Below are 19,274 nucleotides of genomic sequence, written 5' to 3'. Positions count from 1 at the left end.
GCGTTGGGCCACAACTCCTGGTCTTCGACCCGGCGGATCGCTGCACGGGTCCGCGCGGAGACACCGGGGACCTTCAGGACCGGATCCTGCCATCGTGGCCGCCACCGCCCTGCACGGACGGCCTTGGGACGCCTACGCGGCATCGCCCTTTCGGATCAACATGAGGCCATCCTGCCACGGCAGTGCACGTACCGCGCCGGGCGCCTTCGCGCAGGCGCCCGCCCAGTGTGGCGTCGCGGGTGTCACTGCCCCCCGAGGTAGACCCGGGTGAGCCCGTCCCCCAGGTCCTGGAGGGTGATGCCGATGGTCTGGAACTTCGACCTGCGCTCGTCTCCGATGCACGGCGGGCACACGCTGCCCGTGCGCGCGTTCGGCACGGTGTCGGGGCCGGGCAGGCCCAGGTGCTCGAACGACACCGGGGGCGGGTTCTGCGCCGGGGGCAGCGGGGGGTGGGGTTTCAGCGGCCGGTCGAGGCGGAGGTCGGCGGCGATCGCTTCGGCCTCGGCGTGCGGCACGGTGAAGGACAGGAGGTAGGTGTCGGCGTCCCAACCGTCCGCGCCCGCGCCCTTCACGTCCCGGGCGTCCGCCGGTACGGCCACGCGCAGCCGAGCGGCTGCCTGCTCGCCCCCCACCCCCTCCAGCCACCGCGGTGTGACGGGGCGGTTGTCCCTCGGCTCCGGTACCCAGCCCGCCGCGATCCCCAGCCCCGCGGCCGCCACGGCCACCAGCCCCACCGTGACCGCGGCCGTCCTGCCCTTCACCGGTTCTCCTCCTCACCGCGGGACGCGTCACGGGGCGTACCGCCGCGGCCCGCGCCGGCTCCCGCTGCGCGTTCGGCACGGCCGAGGCAGGGCGGCGTCAAGGGCGGTCGAGGCCCCAGGTTTGCAGGGCGAAGGGCCTCCCCTTCTCCTCCCCCGTGATCAGCGCCACGTCGAGCAGCCTGAAGCCGGCCTTGCCGGCCACGGCGACACTGGCGGCGTTCTCGGCCTCCAGCTCCAGGATGACCCGCTCCGCTCCCAGGTGTTCGAACGCGTACGCCGCCATCAGCCGCACCGCCCGAACTGCCAGCCCCTGGCCCCGGTGGGCCGGGCCGACCGCGTAGCCGATCTCCATGCCCTCCGGGGCGCGCCTCAGCATGACCTCGCCGAGCGGAGCGCCGCCGTCGACGGTGATGGCGAGCAGGATGGTCGTGCCCTCCCTGCGCAGCTGCCGGTCCCGGTCCAGCCGGGCGCGGGCGGCGGCTTCGTCGAAGGGCGAGACGATCGGCGTCCAGTACGCGATGTCGGGGTGGTCGAACAGCCCCGGCATCGCTGCCAGGTCCTGCTCCGTCCAGTCGCGGAGCACGAGCCCCTCCCCCGACAGCTCGATCCGCTCGGGCAAGGACGACGTGGTGCTGCTCATGGTGGGGCCTCCCTGGCGTGTTCGGAACGAGGCACCATAACCAGGCCGTCGGCCCGGGCGCGCGCGCATTTCTCCGGGGGAGGCGTAGGGCGCCGGCCGGGGTTCCTGCCGTGCGCGTATCCTGCGCTGATGTTCGAGACCCCAGCAGCTCTGGCGACCGCCCGCTGGCCCCTCGCCGCGTCCGGGGAGACCGACTGGCTGCGGGAGCTGGCCGACGACGACGGGCTCACCGGGTTCATGCCGCCCGCGATGCCCGACGCGGCCTGGGTGCTCCACTCCCTGTACGAACACGAACTCGGCCCCTTCGACATGTCGTACGCGGAGTACCGGCGGGCCTTCCTGAACAGCAAGAGCGACGGCCGCGAGATCATCCCGGGCCTCGACCCCGCGGAGGTGTTCGAGGATCCCTCGGACACCTTCGCCCCCTCCAGGGGCGAGCACCCCGGACCGCGCTGGCGCCGCCTGCGCTGGGCAGAGCTCGCCCGGCGGACCGGGGATCCCGTGGCCGCCGAGGGCTGCCTGCCCTGCTACACGTCCTTCCCTTCGCTCCGCGATCAGGGCGGCTGGCCGGTCGGCATCACCGGGGCGCCCGAGGGCAGCATGGACCGTCTCGACTGGGACCGGCTGATCGAGATCCTCACCGAGCACAGCCCTCAGGGGCCGGACACTCGCTGCCTCGCCTACTACACCCCGCTGGGCCAAGGGGCCGAGGCCTTCGACACCCTGCACGTGCGGGCCGGTCGGCTCGGAGACGCCAAGGCCCTGTACGACCACCCCGACGAAGGGTGGTGGACCCCGTCCAACCTCTGGGCGCACGACCGGTCCTGGGTCCTGTGCACGGACTACGACCTGTGGGCCACGAAGGTCGCCGGCCCGGCCCCCCTTGTCGAAGCCCTCCTCGGCGACCCGCAGATCGAGGCCGTACGACTTCCCTGGGCCCACTGATCCGACGGGTCCGCCTGCCCCCGGCCACGCGTGCTTCGTACGCACAACCCCCGCTGCGCAGAGCGTCGATGACCCTCGCCGGACCAGCCCCGCGGGGGTAGCCTCCACCACCATGCCGACGACGCATCACGAGCCCGCGGCCGGCGAGGTGCGCGGCTGGCTGGCCCGGAGCGCGTTACCGCTGCACAGCCTGGACGCGGGCACGTCCACCACCGACCTCCAGCCGCTGAAGAGCGTTCTCGACGGCGTACGGATCGTGGGCCTGGGGGAGGCCACGCACGGAACGAGCGAGTTCTTCCGGCTGAAGCACCGCCTGCTCGAGTTCCTGGTGACAGAGCTCGGCTTCTCGGTCCTGGCCATGGAGGCGAGCGCGTCGGCGGCGCCGGCGGTCGACGCCTACGTACGTCACGGCGTCGGTGACGGCGCGAAGGCTCTGGCCGGGCTCGGGTTCTGGACGTGGCGCACCCGGGAGGTGCTCGCGGTGATCGAGTGGATGCGGGCCTACAACCGGGGCCGGTCCGAGGCCCACAAGGTGCGCTTCGCAGGCGTCGACCCGCAGCAGTGCGGCGGCTCCCTCGCCGTGCTCGACGCCTCGTTGCAGCGTCTGGGAGCCGCACGCGTGGCCGCGTACCTCTCCCCGCTCCGCGTACTCGCCCGCGCACAACCGGGATCGCGCCCCGATCCCGAGCAGCGTCTGGTCCACGACGCCGAGAGGTTGCTGGACTTCCTCGTGGCGAACGCCCCGGGGGAAGCCGACGCCCTGCGCCACGCGCGCATCCTCCGCCACGCCGCCGACGTGGTGACCCTCCCCCGGTGGCACCGGGAGGGCCGGCGGACCGCTTCCGCCGCCCGCGACCGGTACATGGCCGACGCCGTGAGCGGGCTCCTCGCCGATCCGTCGGCCCGGGTCGCCCTGTGGGCACACAACGGCCACATCACCGCCGCCCCGAGCGGTCGGACCGCACCGGCACTGGGAGGCCACCTCCGCGCCCGGCACGGCGGCGCCTATTACGCCCTGGGCCTGCTCTTCGGCCGGGGCTCGTTCCGGGCCGGCCGGATCTGGCCGGGCCCATGGGCACGGCCGCGTCCCAGGGCCGTCGCCTCCCACCGGACTGGCCCGGCCCGCGCTGCCGCACTGGAAACCCAGCTGGCCGCCGCGCACCCGGGCGACCACCTCGTGGACCTCCGCCGGACGGCCGACGCGCCGCCGGCCGTGCGCCAGTGGCTGCACGACCCCCACCCGACGCGGACCTTCGGCGCGCTGGTGCCTCGCTGGACCTACCGTTTCCACCTGACGCCGGTGATCCTGGCCGAGGCGTACGACGGCCTGGCCTACGTCGCGGTCTCGAGCAGCTCTCGGCCGTACGAGGCCCCGTAGCCGGTCGTACGGCAGAGCCGGCCGGGCGGAGCGGGGCGACGGCGTGCCACTGGGCGGTGTGACGCGTCTGCGGTACCGGGGGCGGGCGGGACGCGGGATAATCGGGGGCATGGTCACGCCGCACTCCTCTCCTCCCGGCCCGTCGGCGGCCGAGGTCCTGCACGCCCGGTACGCGGGCCGGCTGCCCGCCGCCCTCGAGGAGCTCGCCGGACCCGAGCACGGCGTGATCGACCTCCCCCTGCACGTGGCCTGGTCCGGGCTGCGGTCCTACGACCTGGACCGCCCGCGCCTGCGCATGGGCCTCTACCGCACGGTCCTCGCCGAGGGGCAGCACGAGGACCTGGTCAAGCTCCTCAACCGGGACCTGCTCCTCGCCCAGTGGCCCGTCCTGCGCACCCTGGTCAGCCGGCACGTCCGGCAGGTCTGGGAGGAGGCCTTCCCCGAGCTGGCGCCCGCCGGATCCGCCGCGGCGTGACCCCGTGAACCTCAGCGATCTGCACCGTCGGCTGCTCGCCGCCGTGCTCGACATCGGCGCGCCCTACCCCCTCGTCATCACCGGCGGGTACGCGGTCCAGGCCCACGGCCTGGTCGACCGCCTCAGCCAGGACCTCGACGTCGCCACCGAGAACCCGGCCCCGATGGCCGAGATCGTCGCGGGGCTGGAGGGCGGGCTGACGGAGCGCGGCTGGCGGGTGGAGGTCATCGACGTGGACGCGCTCTCCGCCCGCCTCATGGTCACCGACCCGGACACCGGCGGGCGGTGCGAAGTCGACGTCCTCAAGGAGCACTTCTGGACGCCCCCGGCCCAGACCGCGTACGGGCCCGTCCTCGCCCTCGACTCCGTCATCGGCACCAAGGTCCGCGCGCTGGCCGACCGCGGGGCCGTACGCGACCTCATCGACGTCCACGCCGCCTCCCGGCACCGCACCCTCCACGAACTCGAACGCCTCGGCGAACGCCACGGCCGCGACGAGTTCCGCCTGGCCGACCTCCGCGACCGCCTCGTCGGCGCGGACTGGGCCGACGACGAGGAGTTCGCCGCCTACGGCCTCACGGAGCGCGAGACGGCGGACCTGCGGGCATGGGCCCTGGACTGGGCCACCGACCTCGGGCGGCGCCTGCACGACGACGGGTTCTGAGCCGTAGCGGCCGGCGGTGTGTCGGGCGTCACATGCAACGGTCCGGGCCGAGCGGACACTACCCGGTGTGGACCAGCAACTGTTCGCGGAAATCTACGATGCGCACGCCGGGGCCGTGTACGCGCACGCCGTCCGCATGACGTCCGACCGCACCGGGGCGGAGGACGTCGTCTCCCTCACCTTCCTCGAGGCCTGGCGGCTCCGCCAGACCCTCGACGACGTCACGAGCCACCGGGCGTGGCTGCTCGGGGTGGCCACCAACGTCATGCGCAACACCCGCAGGGCCGCGCGCCGGCACAGGGAGGCGATGGCCCGCCTCCCCCGGTCGGAGGCCGTCCCGGACCTGGCGGACGCGGTGGTCTCCCGCATCACGGACACGGCCAGGTCCCGGGCGGCGCTCGCGGCCCTGGACCGGCTGCGGCGCACGGACCGCGAGGTCATCGTCCTGTCCGTCTGGTCCGGCCTCAGCCAGGCCGAGGTCGCGAAGGCGTGCGGCGTCCCGGAGGCCACGGCCCGCTCCCGGCTGTCGCGGGCACGCCGGCGGCTCCGCACGCTCACCACCGCGGAGCTCGCCCGGGAACCGCTCGGGGAGCCGCTTCGAGGACCTCTCGGGGAACCACTGCGGGAACCGCTCGGAGGACCTCTCGGGGAACCACTGCGGGAACCGCTCGGCGAACCGCTCCGGAGACCCCTCGGCGAGCCGCTCGACGGGCCCGCCTCCGCACGCCGTACCGCACAGGAGGAGAACCTGTGAACGCCGCCGACGACGCACGCGTCGAACCGTCCGCACGCGACGAGGTCCTCCGGCACCTGCCGGGGCTCTCCGACGCGGAACTGCCCTTCCGCAACCAGCACCTGATCAGGGGCCACCTGATGCGCGAAGCCGCGGAAGGGCGCCCCGCCGCCGGCCGGGCCGGGCGCCCCCTGTTCCTCTCCCTGGCGGCGGCGGCCGCCGCATGCGCCGTGGTCGGCGCCTTCGTCCTGTCGGGCAGCGGCCCCGCGGAACACCCGCGGGCCGCCCGCCCCGAGCCGGCGGCCGTGCGGTTCCTGGACCGGGTGGCCTGGGCCGCGGCCCAGGCGCCGGCGCCGTCCGTGCGCGACGGGCAGTTCCTCTACACGAAGACGGTCGGCCACTCCACGGCCCTGTCCGAAGTCGCCGGGGGCGGGATGGAGGCGTCCCGCATCGACCAGTCGGCCGAGGTCTGGGTCTCGGTCGACGGCACCGCCGCCACGACCACGCGCACGGCACGGGGCACCGGCACCCACCCGCCGGAAGGGAAGCCGACCCTCAACGGCCCCACGTACCGCTTCCTGGAGACCCTGCCGACCGACCCCGACCGGCTGCGGAAGGTGATCTACGCCGACGCGCGGCTGAACCACGGCCCGGGCTCCGGGTCGACCACCGGCCCCGACCAGGAGGCCTTCGTCATGATCGGCGACATCCTGAAGAGGGGCGGAACCCCGCCCGGTCTCAGCGCGGCCCTCTACCGCGTCGCGGCCCGCATCCCGGGCGTCGTACTCGTTCCCGGGGCGACGGACGCGGCGGGGCGGACCGGCGTCGCGGTGGCCAGGGTGCACGACGGCGAGCGGACCGAGTGGATCTTCGACGAGGGGAGCCTGGGGTTCATGGGGGAGCGCACCGTCCTCCTGAAGGACGGCACCTGGGGCAGGGCCGGCAGCGAGGTGACGTCGGTGGCCGTCGTCGGCCGGGGCGTCACCGACCGCCCGGAGCAGCTTCCGTAAGCGGGAGGCGTGTCGCCGAGCGGGGCCGACTTCCTGCCACCCCGGGGCAGTTTGGCCGAAGATCCGTGGAGCAGCCGCCGCCCCTGTGGCAGCATCGGCGTTGTACTGGGCCGAGGTGGCGGCGCCGCGTCCTGCGCGCCGGCAGTCGTCGGGACGGCGCTGTTCCGGGAGGGTGTGCGTACGGACCCGGCCGGCCGGGTCCGTACGCGCGCCACGGCGCCGGCGGCTTCGCGCCGCACGCCTCCCGGCTGCCCGGCGCGGGGCGTACCAGGCCGCTCGAACGGCTCGACGCCCCCGAAGACGGGTGGGGCGGACGCCGAGGGGGGACCATGAACCGGCCGGCGATGCGCGCCGAGGCGCGCCGCGCGGTACGCGCCCGGGCACTCGGGGGGTGGTGCCCTTCGCCGCTCGCGGCGCGGAGGGCGGAGGGCGGTGCGCGGGCAGAGGCCGCGCGGGCCGGCCGTGTGGAATCCGCGGGGGCACGGACTCCTGCCCCCGGCGGAACAGGGGGATGGGGGAGACACGTGTTCAAGCAACGGGACATACGGCAGTCGGTGGGTGCTCTCGTGGAGGGGATCGGCCACCTGGATTCGCCGGTGCCGGCCGAGCTGATCTGCCGCGCGCTCTGCGAGGCCATGGGGCGGCGCCGGGGGCGCAGGATCGAGTTCCGCGCCACCTCCTTCCCGCCGGGCACCGCCAGCGGTCTCGCCCTGAACCTCGGGGAGCGGGACCTCGTCGTCGTGGAACAGCGGACGGTGGCGGAACACCAGATCGTCATCACCGGGCACGAGCTGCGCCACCTGGAGCTCGGGCACTGCCACCAGCACGTCACCGACGGCTCCGCGGCCGCGCGTCTGCTGCGCCACGACGCCGGCTTACAGGAGGCGGTCGCGTCGGCCCTGGCCGTCGCCGGCCGCCACAGCCCCGCGCTCCTGAAGCAGGACCGCTCCGCCGCCAGGAAGCACGCCGGCGAGGAGCAGGCCGCGGAGCGCTACGGCCTGGAACTCGCGCACGCCGTACGGCACCTGCTGGCGGCCCCCGGTCCGGACGTGCTCGACCGTGCCACGACCTCCGGCCGCATCGCGGCCGCGCTCGGCCAGCACGGCATACGGGGCTGACCGGTGTCCGACCTCGCCTTCTTCGTCCTGGCGGCGCTGGGAACGGTGGCCGTCCTCGTCCGGCTCCCCCGCCTGCGCAGGAACGCCCGCGATCCCCTCCTGCGGGCCGTGGTGGTGTTCCTGCTGACGTCCACCGGGGTCTTCTACTTCGGGTCGACCTCGATGATCGTCAAGGTCAACGAGACGACGGGCGTGCCGAACTTCGCCGCGCCCCTGCTGTACTCGATCCTGATGGCCTGCTGCGGCTCCGGCATCGTACTGATCATCAACTGGCGCGGCGGCCCGCCGGCCCGCATCCGGCGGGCCACCCGCTGGTGCGGGGGGACCTACGCCGTCCTGGGCGCGGCGATGTTCGTGCTGTTCGCCCTCGGCGAGGCGCCCGTCGAGCGGCTGGAGGACCTGGACACCTACTACGCCCACACGCCGTACATCCGCGAGATGACCGTGCTCTACCTGGTGGGCCACTCGGCCGCGGCGGTGGTCATGGCGTCCCTGTGCTGGCGCTGGCTGCGCGAAGTCTCCGGGGAACTCCGTGCGGGCCTGGGCCTCCTGATCGCCGGGTACACCCTCGCCCTCGGCTTCGACGTGTGCAAGTTCGCCGCCGTGGGCGCCCGCTGGGCCGGCGTGGACTGGGACCACCTCAGCACCCACGCGGCACGGCCCTTCGGTACGGCCTCCTTCACCTTCGTCCTCCTCGGCTTCGGCGTCCCCCTCTTCGTCCAGCGCTTCAAGGAACCCTGGCGGGAGTGGACCCGCTACCGCCGGCTGGGCACCCTGTCACGGCTGCTCCGCGAGCTGACGCCGACCGCCTCCTCGGTGAGGGTGCCCCTGCTCTCCACCGCGGGCGTCCGCCGCCTGCACCGCGAATCGGGCATCCACGACGGCCTGCTCACCCTGAACCCCTACTTCGACCTCGCCCTGCGCGCACGCGCCCGCGCCACGGCGCTGGCCAACGGTGCCGCCGACGAGGACGCGTCGGCGGACGCGGACGCGGTCATGGTCGTCGCCGCGGTCGAGGCGCTGCGCGCCGACCCCGAGCGCCAGGTGATCGCCTCCTCGCGGGGCCTCCAGGCGGACCCGCGTGAACCGCGCGATCTCGTACGGATCTCGCAGGCGCTGGCCCGGATCCCCACCGGGGCCGCGGTCGGGCCGGCCCCGGAGAGGGAGCACGCATGACCTCCGTGTACTTCTACCTCCTCGTCGGCGTCCTGTGCGCGGCCTTCGCCCTGAGGGCGCCCGCGCTCCTCCGGCACTGGCGCGATCCCCTCGTCCGCTCGGTGTCGCTGCTCCTGCCGCTGGGGGCCGCCGTCTTCTTCTTCGCCGCGCCGCCGACGATCTCGCAGGTGAACGCGCTCACGGGCGTCCCGAACTTCTCGGTTCCGCTGGTGTACGGCATCGTCACCGCCGCCAGCGCGGCGCTCGTCAACCTCACCATCATCTGGCGCGGCGGCCCGGAGGAGCGGCGCCGGTGCGCCACGCGCTGGTGCGTGGGCGTGTACGGGGCGGTGATCGCGGCGCAGTCCGCCCTGTTCGCCCTCGGGGACGCGTCCGACGAACGCCTGCGGGACTTCGACACCTACTACGCCACCACCCCGTACCTGCGGGAGATGGTCGTCCTGTGCGTGCTGTCGTACGGGCTGGCGAACCTGGTCCTGGCCCGCCTGTGCTGGCGCTGGGCCCGTGAGGTGCCGGGCCTGCTGCGCAGCGGGCTGCTGCTCATCGTGACCGGCTCGGTCCTGAGCCTGGGGTACGTCGCGTGCAAGTTCCTGGCCATCGGGGCGCGGTGGACCGGCCACGACTGGGACGGCGTCAGCACCACCGTCGCCCCGACGGTGTCCTCCCTGGCCTCCCTCCTCCAGTGCGTCGGCCTGGCCCTGCCCTCCGCGAGCCAGGGCGTGACGAGCCTGTGGCGCCGCTGGTCCCGGTACCGGCGGCTGCGCCCGTTGTGGCTGACCATGCGCGCGGTGACCCCGTACGAGCTGGTACGCATCCCCTGGTGGTCCTCGCTCGGCAAGCGCCAGTTACGCCGGACCTGCGACATCCGCGACGGCCTGCGGCTGATCGCGCCGCGCCTGGACCGCGGGGCGGAGCAGGGCGGGCGCGGGGACGCGCGCCCCGGCGCGCTGAAGCCGGACGCGGCGCGCCACGTCGCCCTGGTGGCCGCGGCGTTCGCCGCCCTGCGCGGCACCCGCCCCGGCCAGGAGGCGGACCCCAGCCTGGAGGACATGCTCGCCGGCGACGACGCGCAGCTGGTCCGCCTCTCGGACGCGCTGCGCGTCCTGGCCGTCCTCGACCACCCGTCCGGCCGGGAGAGCGGCGCGCGCGGGGCAGCGCTCAGGCGGGGATGAGGGCGTCCCACTCGGCCCGCGTCGGGCCGTCGTGCGCGGGGGTGAAGTCCGGGCGGGCGGCCAGCCAGGCGGTGACGTGGCGGTCCACCTCGTCGGTGCCGTAGGCCTCGGGGGGCCGGCGTACGAGGTGGCGCACCTGGGCCCGGGCCCGCATGACGACCGGGTCGTCGAAGGCGCAGGCGCCCACCGCGGCGGCCCGCCGGTCGGAGAGGGGCGTGCTCTCGGCGAGGCGCTGCTCGTTGGCGCGGTCGGCCGTCACCTGGGCGTCGTACCAGGGGCGCAGGGCCTGGGCCGTCCAGGTGTGGTAGGCCATGGGGTCGGCGGTTATGCGGTCGGCATGGGTGGCGAGGTGCCGGGCGGCGCGCAGGCCGAGGGCGGCGCCGTGGCCCAGGGTGGGGTTGGTGTGGACGAGGCTGTCCCCGGCGTTGACCAGGCCGGTGACGACGGGGCCTTCGGCGTCGGTGAGGGAGGTCCAGCGGTTGTCCAGGCCGGCCATCGCCAGGACGGGCGACCGGGGTTCGGGGTCCAGGCCGAGCCAGGCGGAGGCGGCGGGGAAGCGGCGGGCGGCGGCCTCGAACACGGCGGGGTCGGTGAGCGCACCGCGGGTCGGATCGCCCGTGGAGAGCACCAGGTGCAGGGCGAAGGCGTCGTTGTCGGAGGGGAAGACGCCGGCGAGGGCGAACGGTGCGGACGAGCCGGTCTTGACCCGTCCCGGGTCGCGCGGGCCGTCGGCCCGCAGCCGGTACCAGCGGCAGAAGTACGCGAGCCCCGTGCGGTGGCTGTCGACGACGGGCGGGCGGCAGCCGGCCGCGGTCAGCCAGGCGGGCACCGGCGAGCGGCGGCCGGACGCGTCGACGACGAGGTCCGCGGGGTGCTCCCGCCCCTCCGCGTGCACGCCGGTGACCCGGGGAGGGCGGCCCTGCGTGATGCGGAGGCCGCTCACCCGGCTGCCCCGCCGTACGTCGACCGCGGGCTCCCGCCGGACGGCGGCGGCCAGGGCGGCCTCCAGCACGATGCGGCGGGTGCGCAGGGTCACCAGTTCCTCATCGCCGTCCCGGTGCGGCGGGTGCTCGGCGAACCAGTCGAACTCGTGGTACTCGCGGGCCCCGCGCGCCAGCAGGTCGGCGTACACGTCGGGGATCTCGTCGCGCAGCACCGTGCGGACGGGCGCCAGGAAGGAGTGGGGCTGTACGGCTTGCGGGACGCGGGGCCGGTCCCAGTGGAAGAAGTCCCGGTCGAGGCCCTCCGGGGCCTCCGCGACCTCTCGCCCGTCCTGCTCGAACAGCGTGACCGCATGGCCCCGCCGCCCCAGCATGAGGGCCGTTCCCAGCCCGCTGATACCCCCGCCGATCACCGCAACTCGCGCCACTGAAGCTCCTGTTCGCGTCGTGTTGCGGGTCGAGCCTACCGCTCGGCGATCTTGGGCCGGGAGGCGGGGGGGTTCGCCGCGGGCGGCGGGCGGCCGGGAGGCGGGGGCCATCGCGGGCGGCGGGCGGCCCGGTGGCCACGGCTCACCCGTCCGCGGTGCGGGAGCGCGGCTCCGCGGCGGGCGCGCCGCCGCTACGAGGGCGTCGCCCGGCCCGTCACGGGGACGTCCAGCCGGGCCGCCACCGCGGTGAGGGCCGCCCCCAGGGGGAGGGCGACCCGGGCGGCGGCCTGCTCGTCGCCGCGGGTCGGGTCCTGGTTGACGATCAGGACCGGCTTGCCGGCCCGGGCCGCCTGGCGGACGAAGCGGAGCCCGGACATCACCGTCAGCGAGGAGCCCAGGACCAGCAGGGACGTGGCCGCACCGACCAGTTCGCGGCAGTGCTCGACCCGGCTCGGGGGGACGGGTTCGCCGAAGAACACCACGTCCGGTTTGAGGATGCCGCCGCAGAGCGCGCAGGGCACCACGCGGAAGTCCCCGACCTGCTGGTCCGTGAGGTCCGCGTCGCCGTCCGGGTTCATGGCCGCGGCCACCGGCGCGAAGCCCGCGTTGGCCTCCTCCAGCCGCCGGGCGAGTTCGCTGCGCGGGCCGGCGGCACCGCACGACAGGCAGACGACCCGGGCGAGGCTCCCGTGGAGCTCCACCGCGCCGTCACTGCCGGCCGCCTGGTGGAGCCCGTCGACGTTCTGGGTGATCAACCCGGTGAGCAGCCCGTGCCGGCCGAACGCCGCCACCGCCTCGTGCCCGGCGTTCGGCCGGGCCCGGCCGAACGTGCGCCAGCCCAGGTGGCTGCGCGCCCAGTACCGGCGGCGCGCCTGAGCACTGGCGGTGAAGTCCTGGTAGGTCATCGGCGTGTGCCGGGTCAGGCTCCCGCCCTCGCCGCGGTAGGCGGGAATGCCCGACTCCGTGGAGATGCCCGCCCCGGTGAGCACCAGCACGCCGCCGGCGCCGAGCGCGTCGGCCACCGGGCCCAGATCGGTGGTGGGCGGCGGCAGGCTCCCGGTGGGGGTCCAGCTCAGGGTGGGACGCATCCGCATGCTGCCAGCGTACGGAACCGCGCCGGCACCGGTCGTACCGGCGGGCCCCGCCCGCGCCGCGCGCGGCGGTCGCCCACGGCCCGGGCCAGCAATCCCCCGGGCGGGTGACCCGGCCCTGTTCGAGCGAGTTTGAACCCCGCCGGATCAGGCCCCGCAAGACCGGCGCCGACCTCCAGAACATTCGTTCACGAAACGCCCTCGGAGGGGCCGTGACGGACCCGTCCGGGAGCCGTTCTTAGAGCACCTGTGCCAGTCGTACGCCCATCCGGAGGATGCCGTGAAGCCCGCGCCCGCCCGCCCCGCAGACCCCACCGCATTCGAACATCCCCGCCCCGCGTCCTGCCGGCCCGAAAGCGCCGGGCGCCGTGTTGACGGCCCCGCGCGCCCGGGCTGCCGCCGCTCGCGGCCGGGTACGGGGAGGGCCGCATGAGCGGGGAACCGGAGTCCGCGGCCGTCGCCGCGGGGGTGTCGGAGTCGGAGCGGCTGCTGTTCGGCGGGCCGCTGGCGTACGACATCGGGTGGGACAAGCACGAGGGGGCCTGGCTGGGGCTCGGGCTGTGGACGATGGCCCGGGACCTGCCCGCCATGGTGGGCACCGCCTTGCGCCTCGCCCGCCTGGCCGACGCGCCGGCCCTGCGGACCGTGCTGGCCGCCGAGCTGGGCCGCGGCACCGCCCAGGCCGCCGGGCTGGTCGCGGTCAACGCGGTCCTCGGCCACCTCATGGCCTCCGGCCCCACCACCGCCCGGCTCACCGCGGCGGTGCCCGCACTGCTCCTCACGGCCGTGACCGGGGTGGTCGGGTCGCTGCTGCGGTCGGCCTCCACGGCCGCGACGGGGGCGCTGGAGCCGAAGGTCCAGCGGCTGGCCACCGAGCAGTACCTGGACCTCGGGCACCGGGTGGAGCTGACCGCGATCGAGGACGACGAGTTCCACCGGCTGATGGACGCCGCCCGGTACGGCGCCGACTCGGCCCGCCGCATGATCCGCTACTGCACCAGCGTCCTGAACTCGGCGGTCTCCCTGATCGCCGCGGCCGGCGTGCTGACCGTCCTGCATCCGCTGCTGCTGCCCCTGCTGGTGCTGATGACCCTGCCCAGCGCCTGGGGGGCCCTCGTCATCAGCCGCCAGCGCTACGTCTCCTTCCACTCCTTCCTCCAGCACGCCCGGGCCGGGCACCTGCTGGGCCAGCTCCTCACCCAGCAGCAGGCCGCCGCCGAGGTACGCGTGCACGACGTCGGCCCGTTCCTGCTCACGCACTTCCGCGGCATGGCCGAGACCAACGAACGCGAGCAGACCCGGCTGGCCCGCCGGGCCGCCCGGACCGGCCTCGCCGCCGACGCCGCCGGCGGGCTCGCTGCCCTGGCCACCTACGGGGCGCTGGGGCTGCTGCTGTGGGCCGGCCGGATGGACCTCGCGGTGGCCGGGACGGCGGTCCTGGCCATCCGTACCGGCGCGGCCAGCCTGGACAGCCTGGTCCTCCAGGTCACCGAGCTGTACCAGGAGAGCCTCTTCGTCGCCGACTTCAAGCACCTCTGCGCGGAGGCGGAGGCCCGCGCCATCCCGGCCGGCGGCGCCGCCCTCCCGGAGCGGGTGCGGGAAGTGCGGTTCGAGAAGGTGACGTTTACCTATCCCGGCAGCGGCGGCTCCGGGGAGGCTCCCGAGCCGGCCCTGCGCGAGGTCTCCCTCACCTTCCCCATGGGGAAGATCGTGGCGCTCGTCGGGGAGAACGGCTCCGGCAAGTCCACCCTGGTCAAGCTGCTGTCGGGGCTGTACCTGCCGGACGAGGGCGGCGGCACCGTGTGGTGGGACGACGTCGACGCCCGCGGCGCGTGCCGCCGGCAGATCTTCGAACGGGTCGCCCTGATGTCCCAGAACTTCTACAACTGGCCCTTCACCGCCCGGGTGAACATCGGCATCGGCCGGCCCGGCGCGGACATCGACGACGACGCCGTACGGGCCGCGGCCGCCTTCTCCGGCGCCGACGAGGTCCTCGCCGGGCTCCCCCGCGGCCTGACGACGCTGCTGGGCCGCGGCTACCGCGGCGGTCACCAGATCTCCGGCGGCCAGTGGCAGCGCATCGGCATCGCCCGCGCCCACTACCGCGACGCCGCGATCCTCATCGTGGACGAACCCACCAGCGCCCTCGACCCGATGGCGGAGCAGAAGGTCTTCGACCGGATCCGCGAGCGGGCCACCGGCGGGCAGACGATCGTGCTGATCACCCACCGGCTGCACGCGGTCCGCCACGCCGACCTGATCCACGTCCTCAAGGACGGCCGGCTGGCCGAATCCGGCACCTTCGAGGAACTCATGGACGAGCGGACCGGAACCGGGGACTTCCGCGACGCCTACCTCGTCCAGGCGACCGCCTTCACCGACTCCCTCCCGTCCCAGCGGGCCGGCCGCCACGACCGCCTGCCCAGCGGGGAGCACGCGTGACCGTCCCGACACCGACGCCCACGACCACCCCCGGCCGCGAGGGCCCCTTGTGGAGGCACCCCGCCCTCGGGCCCTACCTGCGGGGGGAGTCCGTCAACCTGCTCGGTACGTCGGTGCACCTCGTGGCGCTGCCCGCGCTGGCCGTCCTCGAACTGCACGCGGGGCCGGGGCAGGTCGCGCTGCTCGCCTTCCTGGCCCAGCTCCCCGTCTTCGTCCTGGCGCTGCCGACCGGGGCGCTGGTCGACCGGCACCCCAAGCGGACGCTGATGGTGGCCGGCGACCTCGCGGGCGCGACGGTGGTGGCGGTCATTCCCGCCGCGGCCGTGGCCGGCACCCTGTCGGTCCCGTTGCTGTACGGGGTCGCGGTGGTGCTGGGGGCGGTGGCGGTGGTGCACCAGGCGGCCGCCATCGCGATGGTGCCCCAGCTGGTCGGGGCACCGCTGCTGCACCGGGCCAACGCGGGCGTCGGGGCGCTGTTCGGCGCGGCCGACACCGCGGGGACGTACCTGGGCACCGCGGTGGTCGCCGTGGCCGGGGCCGCCCGCGCGTTCTGGCTGGACGCGGCTTCGTACCTGGTCAGCGCCTGGTACTCGAGCCGGATCCCGGTCGCCGGGGCGCCCGTACCGAACACCGGGCCCCGGCCCGGGATCCTGGCCGAGATCCGGGAGGGGCTGCGCTACACGGCCCGTACGCCGGTCGTCCGCGCCCTGGTGGCGTCGCTGGCCGTCACGGGCTTCGCCACGGGGATGGTCGCCACGTTCTTCGCGTTCCACCTGCTGACCGCCCTGGACGCCGGCGCGACGGGCCTGGGCATCGTCATGGGCGCCTCCGGAGCCGGGGCCCTGGCCGGCTCGCTGGCCGCGCCCCGGATCGTCGCCGCGTACGGGCCCGGCCGGGTGCTGCTGGCCGGCTTCGCCGCGTACCCGGTGACCGGCGTGCCGCTGCTGCTCGCGCGCCCGGGGGCGCCGTGGCTGGCCGCGGTGGCGCTCGCGGGGGCGGCGCAGCTGGGCGCGGCGGCCGTGGCCGGCACCACCCAGCGTTCCCTGCGCCAGCAGATCTGCCCGCCCGGACTCCAGTCGCGGGCCCAGCAGACCTCCACCTGGCTCGTCACCGGGAGCCGGCCCTTCGCCGCCCTGGCCGCCGGGGGTCTGGCCGCCGCGTACGGAGTCCGGGCCGCGCTGGCCGCGGGAACGCTGCTGCTCCTGGTTCCGGTGGTGGTGCTGTGGCGCTCGCCCGTATCCCGCCTGACCGCCATGCCGGCACAACCGGCCTCCCTTGCACCCCCTTCCCCGAGGAGCCCGTGATGCCCCCGTACGACGAACCCCGCGGCACCGCCGCGCTGCTGGTCGACAGCAGCGGCCGGTACCTGCTGCACCTGCGCGACGCCAACAAGGAGATCTGCGACCCGGGCACGTGGTCGATCCCGGGCGGGGACCGCGAGGGAGAGGAGCCGGCCCGGGAGGCGGTCGCCCGGGAGCTGTGGGAGGAGACCGGGCTGGCGGTGCCGCTGGAGGAGTTCACGGTCGTCGACAGCGTGGGCCCGGGCGGTGCCAAGGGGCGGATCCGGGTCTACCTCGGCTCCTGGGACGGCGACGCGGACGCACTCCCCTGCCCGGAGGGCATCATGTTCCGGCACTTCGACGCGGCCACCGTCCCCTTCCTGACGATGTGCCCGTGGACGAAGGACGTCATCGCCCTCCACCAGGCCCGGTCCCCCGCCCGCGTCCCCCTGCCGGCCCGGGCCCGGCCGGGCGGCCGGGCCCGCCCCCACGTGGTGGGCGTCCACCTGTACCTGGAGGAGAACGGCAAGGTCCTGCTGGGGCTCCGTCACCCCGACTCCGCGTTCGCGCCCTCCGCCCACCACTTCCCGGCCGGCCACTGCGAGCAGGAATCGGCCGTCGCCTGCCTGGTCCGGGAGGCGCGGGAGGAGACCGGCCTCGTCATCGACCGGGCCGGCGTGGAACTCGTCCACGTCGTCCACACCGTGGACCACGCCGGCGGGCAGCCCCGCATGGGGCTCGTCTTCCGCGCGCACCGGTGGACGGGAACGCCTGAGGTACGGGAGCCCGACCGGTGCGTCTCCTGGGACTGGTGGCCGGTGGACGCACTGCCCGAGCGGATCGTCCCGTACGCGCGGACGGCGATCGAGGGCATCCGCGCGGGCCGCCTCTACACCGAGCTCGGCTGGACGTGACCGCCCGCCCGCACCGGCGGCTGCCTGTGCCGGACCATCGAGTCCCGCGTCGGTCGACCGGTGCGGACGTCAGTGCCCCTTCAGGACGCGTTCGAGCGCCGACCGGCCTGCGGGCCCCCAGTGCGGTTTGCCGCCCGGCAGGCCGCGCTCCCCGTTCTGCCCCATCAGCATCAGGAACAGGCTCTTCATCGCGGCCAGCCCACGCGCCCGGCGTACCGCCGCCTCGTCCGCCTGCCCATAGCTGTCGAAGAAGCGGGAGGCGCCGCCCGCGGGGAGCAGCACCCAGGCGGCCGCGAGGTCCCAGGCCGGGTCGCCGGCGAAGACGTCGCCGAAGTCGACGACGCCCGTCAGCGTCCCCTCCGCGACGACGACGTTCGCGGGGTGCAGGTCGCCGTGCACCCACACGCGCGGGCCCCGCCACCCCGGAGCCGCGGCCGCGTCGTCCCACACGGCCCGGATGTCGTCCTGGGCGAAGTGGCCGAGGTCCACGGCCCCCAGGACGCGCTCGAAGCCCTCCACGCACTCCTTGGGGTGACGGCGGCGGTCCGAGGCGTCCGGCGCCTCGGCGGGCGCCTCCACGTGCAGGGCCTTGAGGAAGGCCGCCAGGGTGTCGGCCGCGTGGTCGCCGCGGGTGATCGAGCCGTGGTCCAGCGGCGTGCCCTCGACCCACGTCATGACGGTCCAGATCTTCGGGAAGCGCTCGGACGGCGCACCGTCCCGCACCGGGACCGGGATGGGCAGCGGCAGGCCCGGGGCCAGCATCGGCAGCCACCGGCGCTCTTTGAGCTGCGGATCCGGGTCGGTGTCCATCCGCTGCATGCGGACCGCCAACTCGTCCCCGAGGCGCCACATCTGGTTGCCCCAGCCGCCCGCCACCTCGCGGATGGGCAGCGCGGCCAAGTCGGGATGCTGATCCCGCAGCAGGTCGCGAACCAGGCCCTCGCTGATCTCGGTCTTGTGTTCGATCATGCGGAGTCACCCTACGGGGTGCACGCGGAGGCGACGATGTTCCCGAAAAGACCCGGCTCTCCGACCGGAATCGACGATCCCTCCCGGAGAACCCAACGCCGAGCACCGCGGGCCGCGCCGACCAGAGCCACCACGGCAGCGCCGTCTGGCTGCCCCAGGTCCCCGACACCCGCCACCGGCCGTCCCGTCACCACCCGAGATCCCCGCCTCCCGGCAGAACGGAGCCGTCCGTGCCCGCACCGAGCGTCCTCGCGGTCTACGCCCACCCCGACGACGAGTCCCTCGCGGCCGGGGGGATCCTCGCCCGGCACGCGGCAGCCGGCGCCCGCACCGCCGTCGTCACGGCCACCTGGGCCCGCGACAGCCATCGCGCCGCCGAACTCGCCGACGGCCTCGCGCTTCTCGGGGTGGCCGCGGAGCCCCGCATGCTCGGATACGCCGACCACCGGGTCCCGGACTCCGCTCCCGGGCAGCCCCGGTTCTGCGACGCGCCCCTGGGGGAAGCCGTGGAACGCGTCGTCGCCCACATCCGCGACTTCCGCCCGGACATCGTCGTCAGCCACGACGCCCACGGCTCCTCCGGCCATCCCGACCACGTGCACACCCACCGCGTCACGCTGCTCGCCGCCCACGCGGCCGGACGCCCGGACCTCCACCCCGTGGCCGGGCCGCCGTGGCGGCCCGGCGCCCTGTACCTGTCCGCGCACCCGGACCCGGACCCCGCGACCGCGATCCTGGCCGGCCTCGTCGCGAGCGTCGGCAAGCGCCTGCACACCGTCCCGGCCGCCCTGGTCGGCGCGGCGGTGGACGTCCGTCCCTGGGCCGACCGGAAGTGGGCCGCGATCCGGGCGCACCGCTCGGAGGCGGTGCGCAGCCGCTCGCTCCCGGCCCTGCTGGGCGGCTTGCCGGCCCCGGAGAGGGAAGTGGTCCTCGGCACCGAGTACTTCATCCGCCACGACCTCGTCCCGGCCCGCCGGGGCCGTCGCGATTCGGTCCCTTCCGGGGGGACGGCGTGACCTTCGCGCAGCGGTCCCGCCCCGGGCGCGCGACGGCAGGGCCAAAGAGAGCCAACGGCCCGCGCTCCCGGAGCGCCTGCGTGCCCCGCGCCGCCCGGCCCCGTTTCATGGACGCCCGTCC

18 protein-coding genes are annotated in these 19,274 nt (G+C 75.2%); 13 read left to right on the top strand and 5 right to left on the bottom strand.

Translation table 11 applies throughout. The features are described from left to right. Nucleotides 1-242: 242 nt before the first annotated feature. Complete coding sequence (locus ACZ501_RS26965; RefSeq protein WP_468798863.1) at nt 243-761, bottom strand: hypothetical protein; 519 nt, start codon at nt 759-761, stop codon at nt 243-245. A 97-nt stretch (nt 762-858) separates the two neighbouring features. Next, complete coding sequence (locus ACZ501_RS26960; protein ID WP_468798861.1) at nt 859-1,401, bottom strand: GNAT family N-acetyltransferase; 543 nt, start codon at nt 1,399-1,401, stop codon at nt 859-861. A 129-nt stretch (nt 1,402-1,530) separates the two neighbouring features. On the opposite strand from ACZ501_RS26960, the gene ACZ501_RS26955 reads away from it, so the two are divergent. The 9 genes from ACZ501_RS26955 to ACZ501_RS26915 all read left to right on the top strand — a co-directional run bounded on the left by ACZ501_RS26955 (nt 1,531) and on the right by ACZ501_RS26915 (nt 10,072). Continuing rightward, nucleotides 1,531-2,346, top strand: coding sequence for a hypothetical protein (locus ACZ501_RS26955; protein WP_468798859.1), 816 nt, complete (start codon nt 1,531-1,533; stop codon nt 2,344-2,346). A gap of 112 nt (nt 2,347-2,458) precedes the next feature. Then, nucleotides 2,459-3,724, top strand: coding sequence for an erythromycin esterase family protein (locus tag ACZ501_RS26950; RefSeq protein WP_468798857.1), 1,266 nt, complete (start codon nt 2,459-2,461; stop codon nt 3,722-3,724). A gap of 109 nt (nt 3,725-3,833) precedes the next feature. Continuing rightward, on the top strand, nt 3,834-4,199 hold the full coding sequence (locus ACZ501_RS26945; protein ID WP_362461290.1) for a hypothetical protein: 366 nt from the start codon (nt 3,834-3,836) through the stop codon (nt 4,197-4,199). A 4-nt stretch (nt 4,200-4,203) separates the two neighbouring features. Then, nucleotides 4,204-4,863, top strand: coding sequence for a nucleotidyl transferase AbiEii/AbiGii toxin family protein (locus ACZ501_RS26940; RefSeq protein ID WP_468798855.1), 660 nt, complete (start codon nt 4,204-4,206; stop codon nt 4,861-4,863). 67 nt (nt 4,864-4,930) lie between these two features. Next, nucleotides 4,931-5,617: an RNA polymerase sigma factor gene (locus ACZ501_RS26935; protein ID WP_468798853.1), complete on the top strand. Its 687-nt coding sequence runs from the start codon at nt 4,931-4,933 to the stop codon at nt 5,615-5,617. After that, nucleotides 5,614-6,606 (top strand): CU044_5270 family protein, encoded by a 993-nt coding sequence (locus tag ACZ501_RS26930; protein ID WP_468798851.1) that lies wholly within the window; start codon nt 5,614-5,616, stop codon nt 6,604-6,606. The genes ACZ501_RS26935 and ACZ501_RS26930 overlap by 4 nt, the downstream gene beginning before the upstream one ends. 524 nt (nt 6,607-7,130) lie before the next feature. Next, nucleotides 7,131-7,724, top strand: coding sequence for a toxin-antitoxin system, toxin component (locus ACZ501_RS26925; protein WP_361596221.1), 594 nt, complete (start codon nt 7,131-7,133; stop codon nt 7,722-7,724). Nucleotides 7,725-7,727: 3 nt separating this feature from the next. After that, entirely contained in the window at nt 7,728-8,900 is a 1,173-nt protein-coding gene (locus ACZ501_RS26920; protein ID WP_468798849.1) for an MAB_1171c family putative transporter, read from the top strand. Then, complete coding sequence (locus ACZ501_RS26915; protein ID WP_468798847.1) at nt 8,897-10,072, top strand: MAB_1171c family putative transporter; 1,176 nt, start codon at nt 8,897-8,899, stop codon at nt 10,070-10,072. Before ACZ501_RS26920 ends, ACZ501_RS26915 begins: the two co-directional genes overlap by 4 nt. Here the strand turns inward: ACZ501_RS26915 and ACZ501_RS26910 are convergent. Both ACZ501_RS26910 and ACZ501_RS26905 read right to left on the bottom strand, forming a co-directional pair. Beyond that, nucleotides 10,059-11,441, bottom strand: a complete 1,383-nt coding sequence (locus tag ACZ501_RS26910) for an FAD-dependent oxidoreductase (RefSeq protein WP_468798845.1) — start codon at nt 11,439-11,441, stop codon at nt 10,059-10,061. The two genes, ACZ501_RS26915 and ACZ501_RS26910, sit on opposite strands and share 14 nt — an antisense overlap. Nucleotides 11,442-11,632: 191 nt before the next feature. Beyond that, entirely contained in the window at nt 11,633-12,535 is a 903-nt protein-coding gene (locus ACZ501_RS26905; protein ID WP_361596233.1) for an NAD-dependent protein deacetylase, read from the bottom strand. A gap of 426 nt (nt 12,536-12,961) precedes the next feature. On the opposite strand from ACZ501_RS26905, the gene ACZ501_RS26900 reads away from it, so the two are divergent. Genes ACZ501_RS26900 through ACZ501_RS26890 form a run of 3 tightly spaced genes read left to right on the top strand, consistent with a single transcriptional unit; the run spans nt 12,962 to nt 17,168 of the window. Further along, nucleotides 12,962-14,974 (top strand): ATP-binding cassette domain-containing protein, encoded by a 2,013-nt coding sequence (locus ACZ501_RS26900; RefSeq protein ID WP_468798843.1) that lies wholly within the window; start codon nt 12,962-12,964, stop codon nt 14,972-14,974. Next, nucleotides 14,971-16,278, top strand: a complete 1,308-nt coding sequence (locus ACZ501_RS26895; RefSeq protein WP_468798841.1) for an MFS transporter — start codon at nt 14,971-14,973, stop codon at nt 16,276-16,278. Before ACZ501_RS26900 ends, ACZ501_RS26895 begins: the two co-directional genes overlap by 4 nt. Then, nucleotides 16,278-17,168 (top strand): NUDIX hydrolase, encoded by an 891-nt coding sequence (locus ACZ501_RS26890; RefSeq protein ID WP_468798839.1) that lies wholly within the window; start codon nt 16,278-16,280, stop codon nt 17,166-17,168. Before ACZ501_RS26895 ends, ACZ501_RS26890 begins: the two co-directional genes overlap by 1 nt. 69 nt (nt 17,169-17,237) lie before the next feature. On the opposite strand, the gene ACZ501_RS26885 is transcribed toward ACZ501_RS26890, so the two are convergent. After that, nucleotides 17,238-18,137, bottom strand: coding sequence for an aminoglycoside phosphotransferase family protein (locus tag ACZ501_RS26885; protein WP_468798837.1), 900 nt, complete (start codon nt 18,135-18,137; stop codon nt 17,238-17,240). A gap of 230 nt (nt 18,138-18,367) precedes the next feature. Here ACZ501_RS26885 and ACZ501_RS26880 point away from each other — a divergent pair, with 230 nt between their 5' ends. Further along, complete coding sequence (locus ACZ501_RS26880; protein WP_468798835.1) at nt 18,368-19,153, top strand: PIG-L deacetylase family protein; 786 nt, start codon at nt 18,368-18,370, stop codon at nt 19,151-19,153. Nucleotides 19,154-19,274: the final 121 nt, after the last annotated feature.

It is taken from the genome of Streptomyces sp. NPDC034085 (assembly GCF_055575555.1).
The sequence above is the reverse complement of the archived record's forward strand: the minus strand, read 5'-3'. Positions and strand labels throughout refer to the sequence as shown.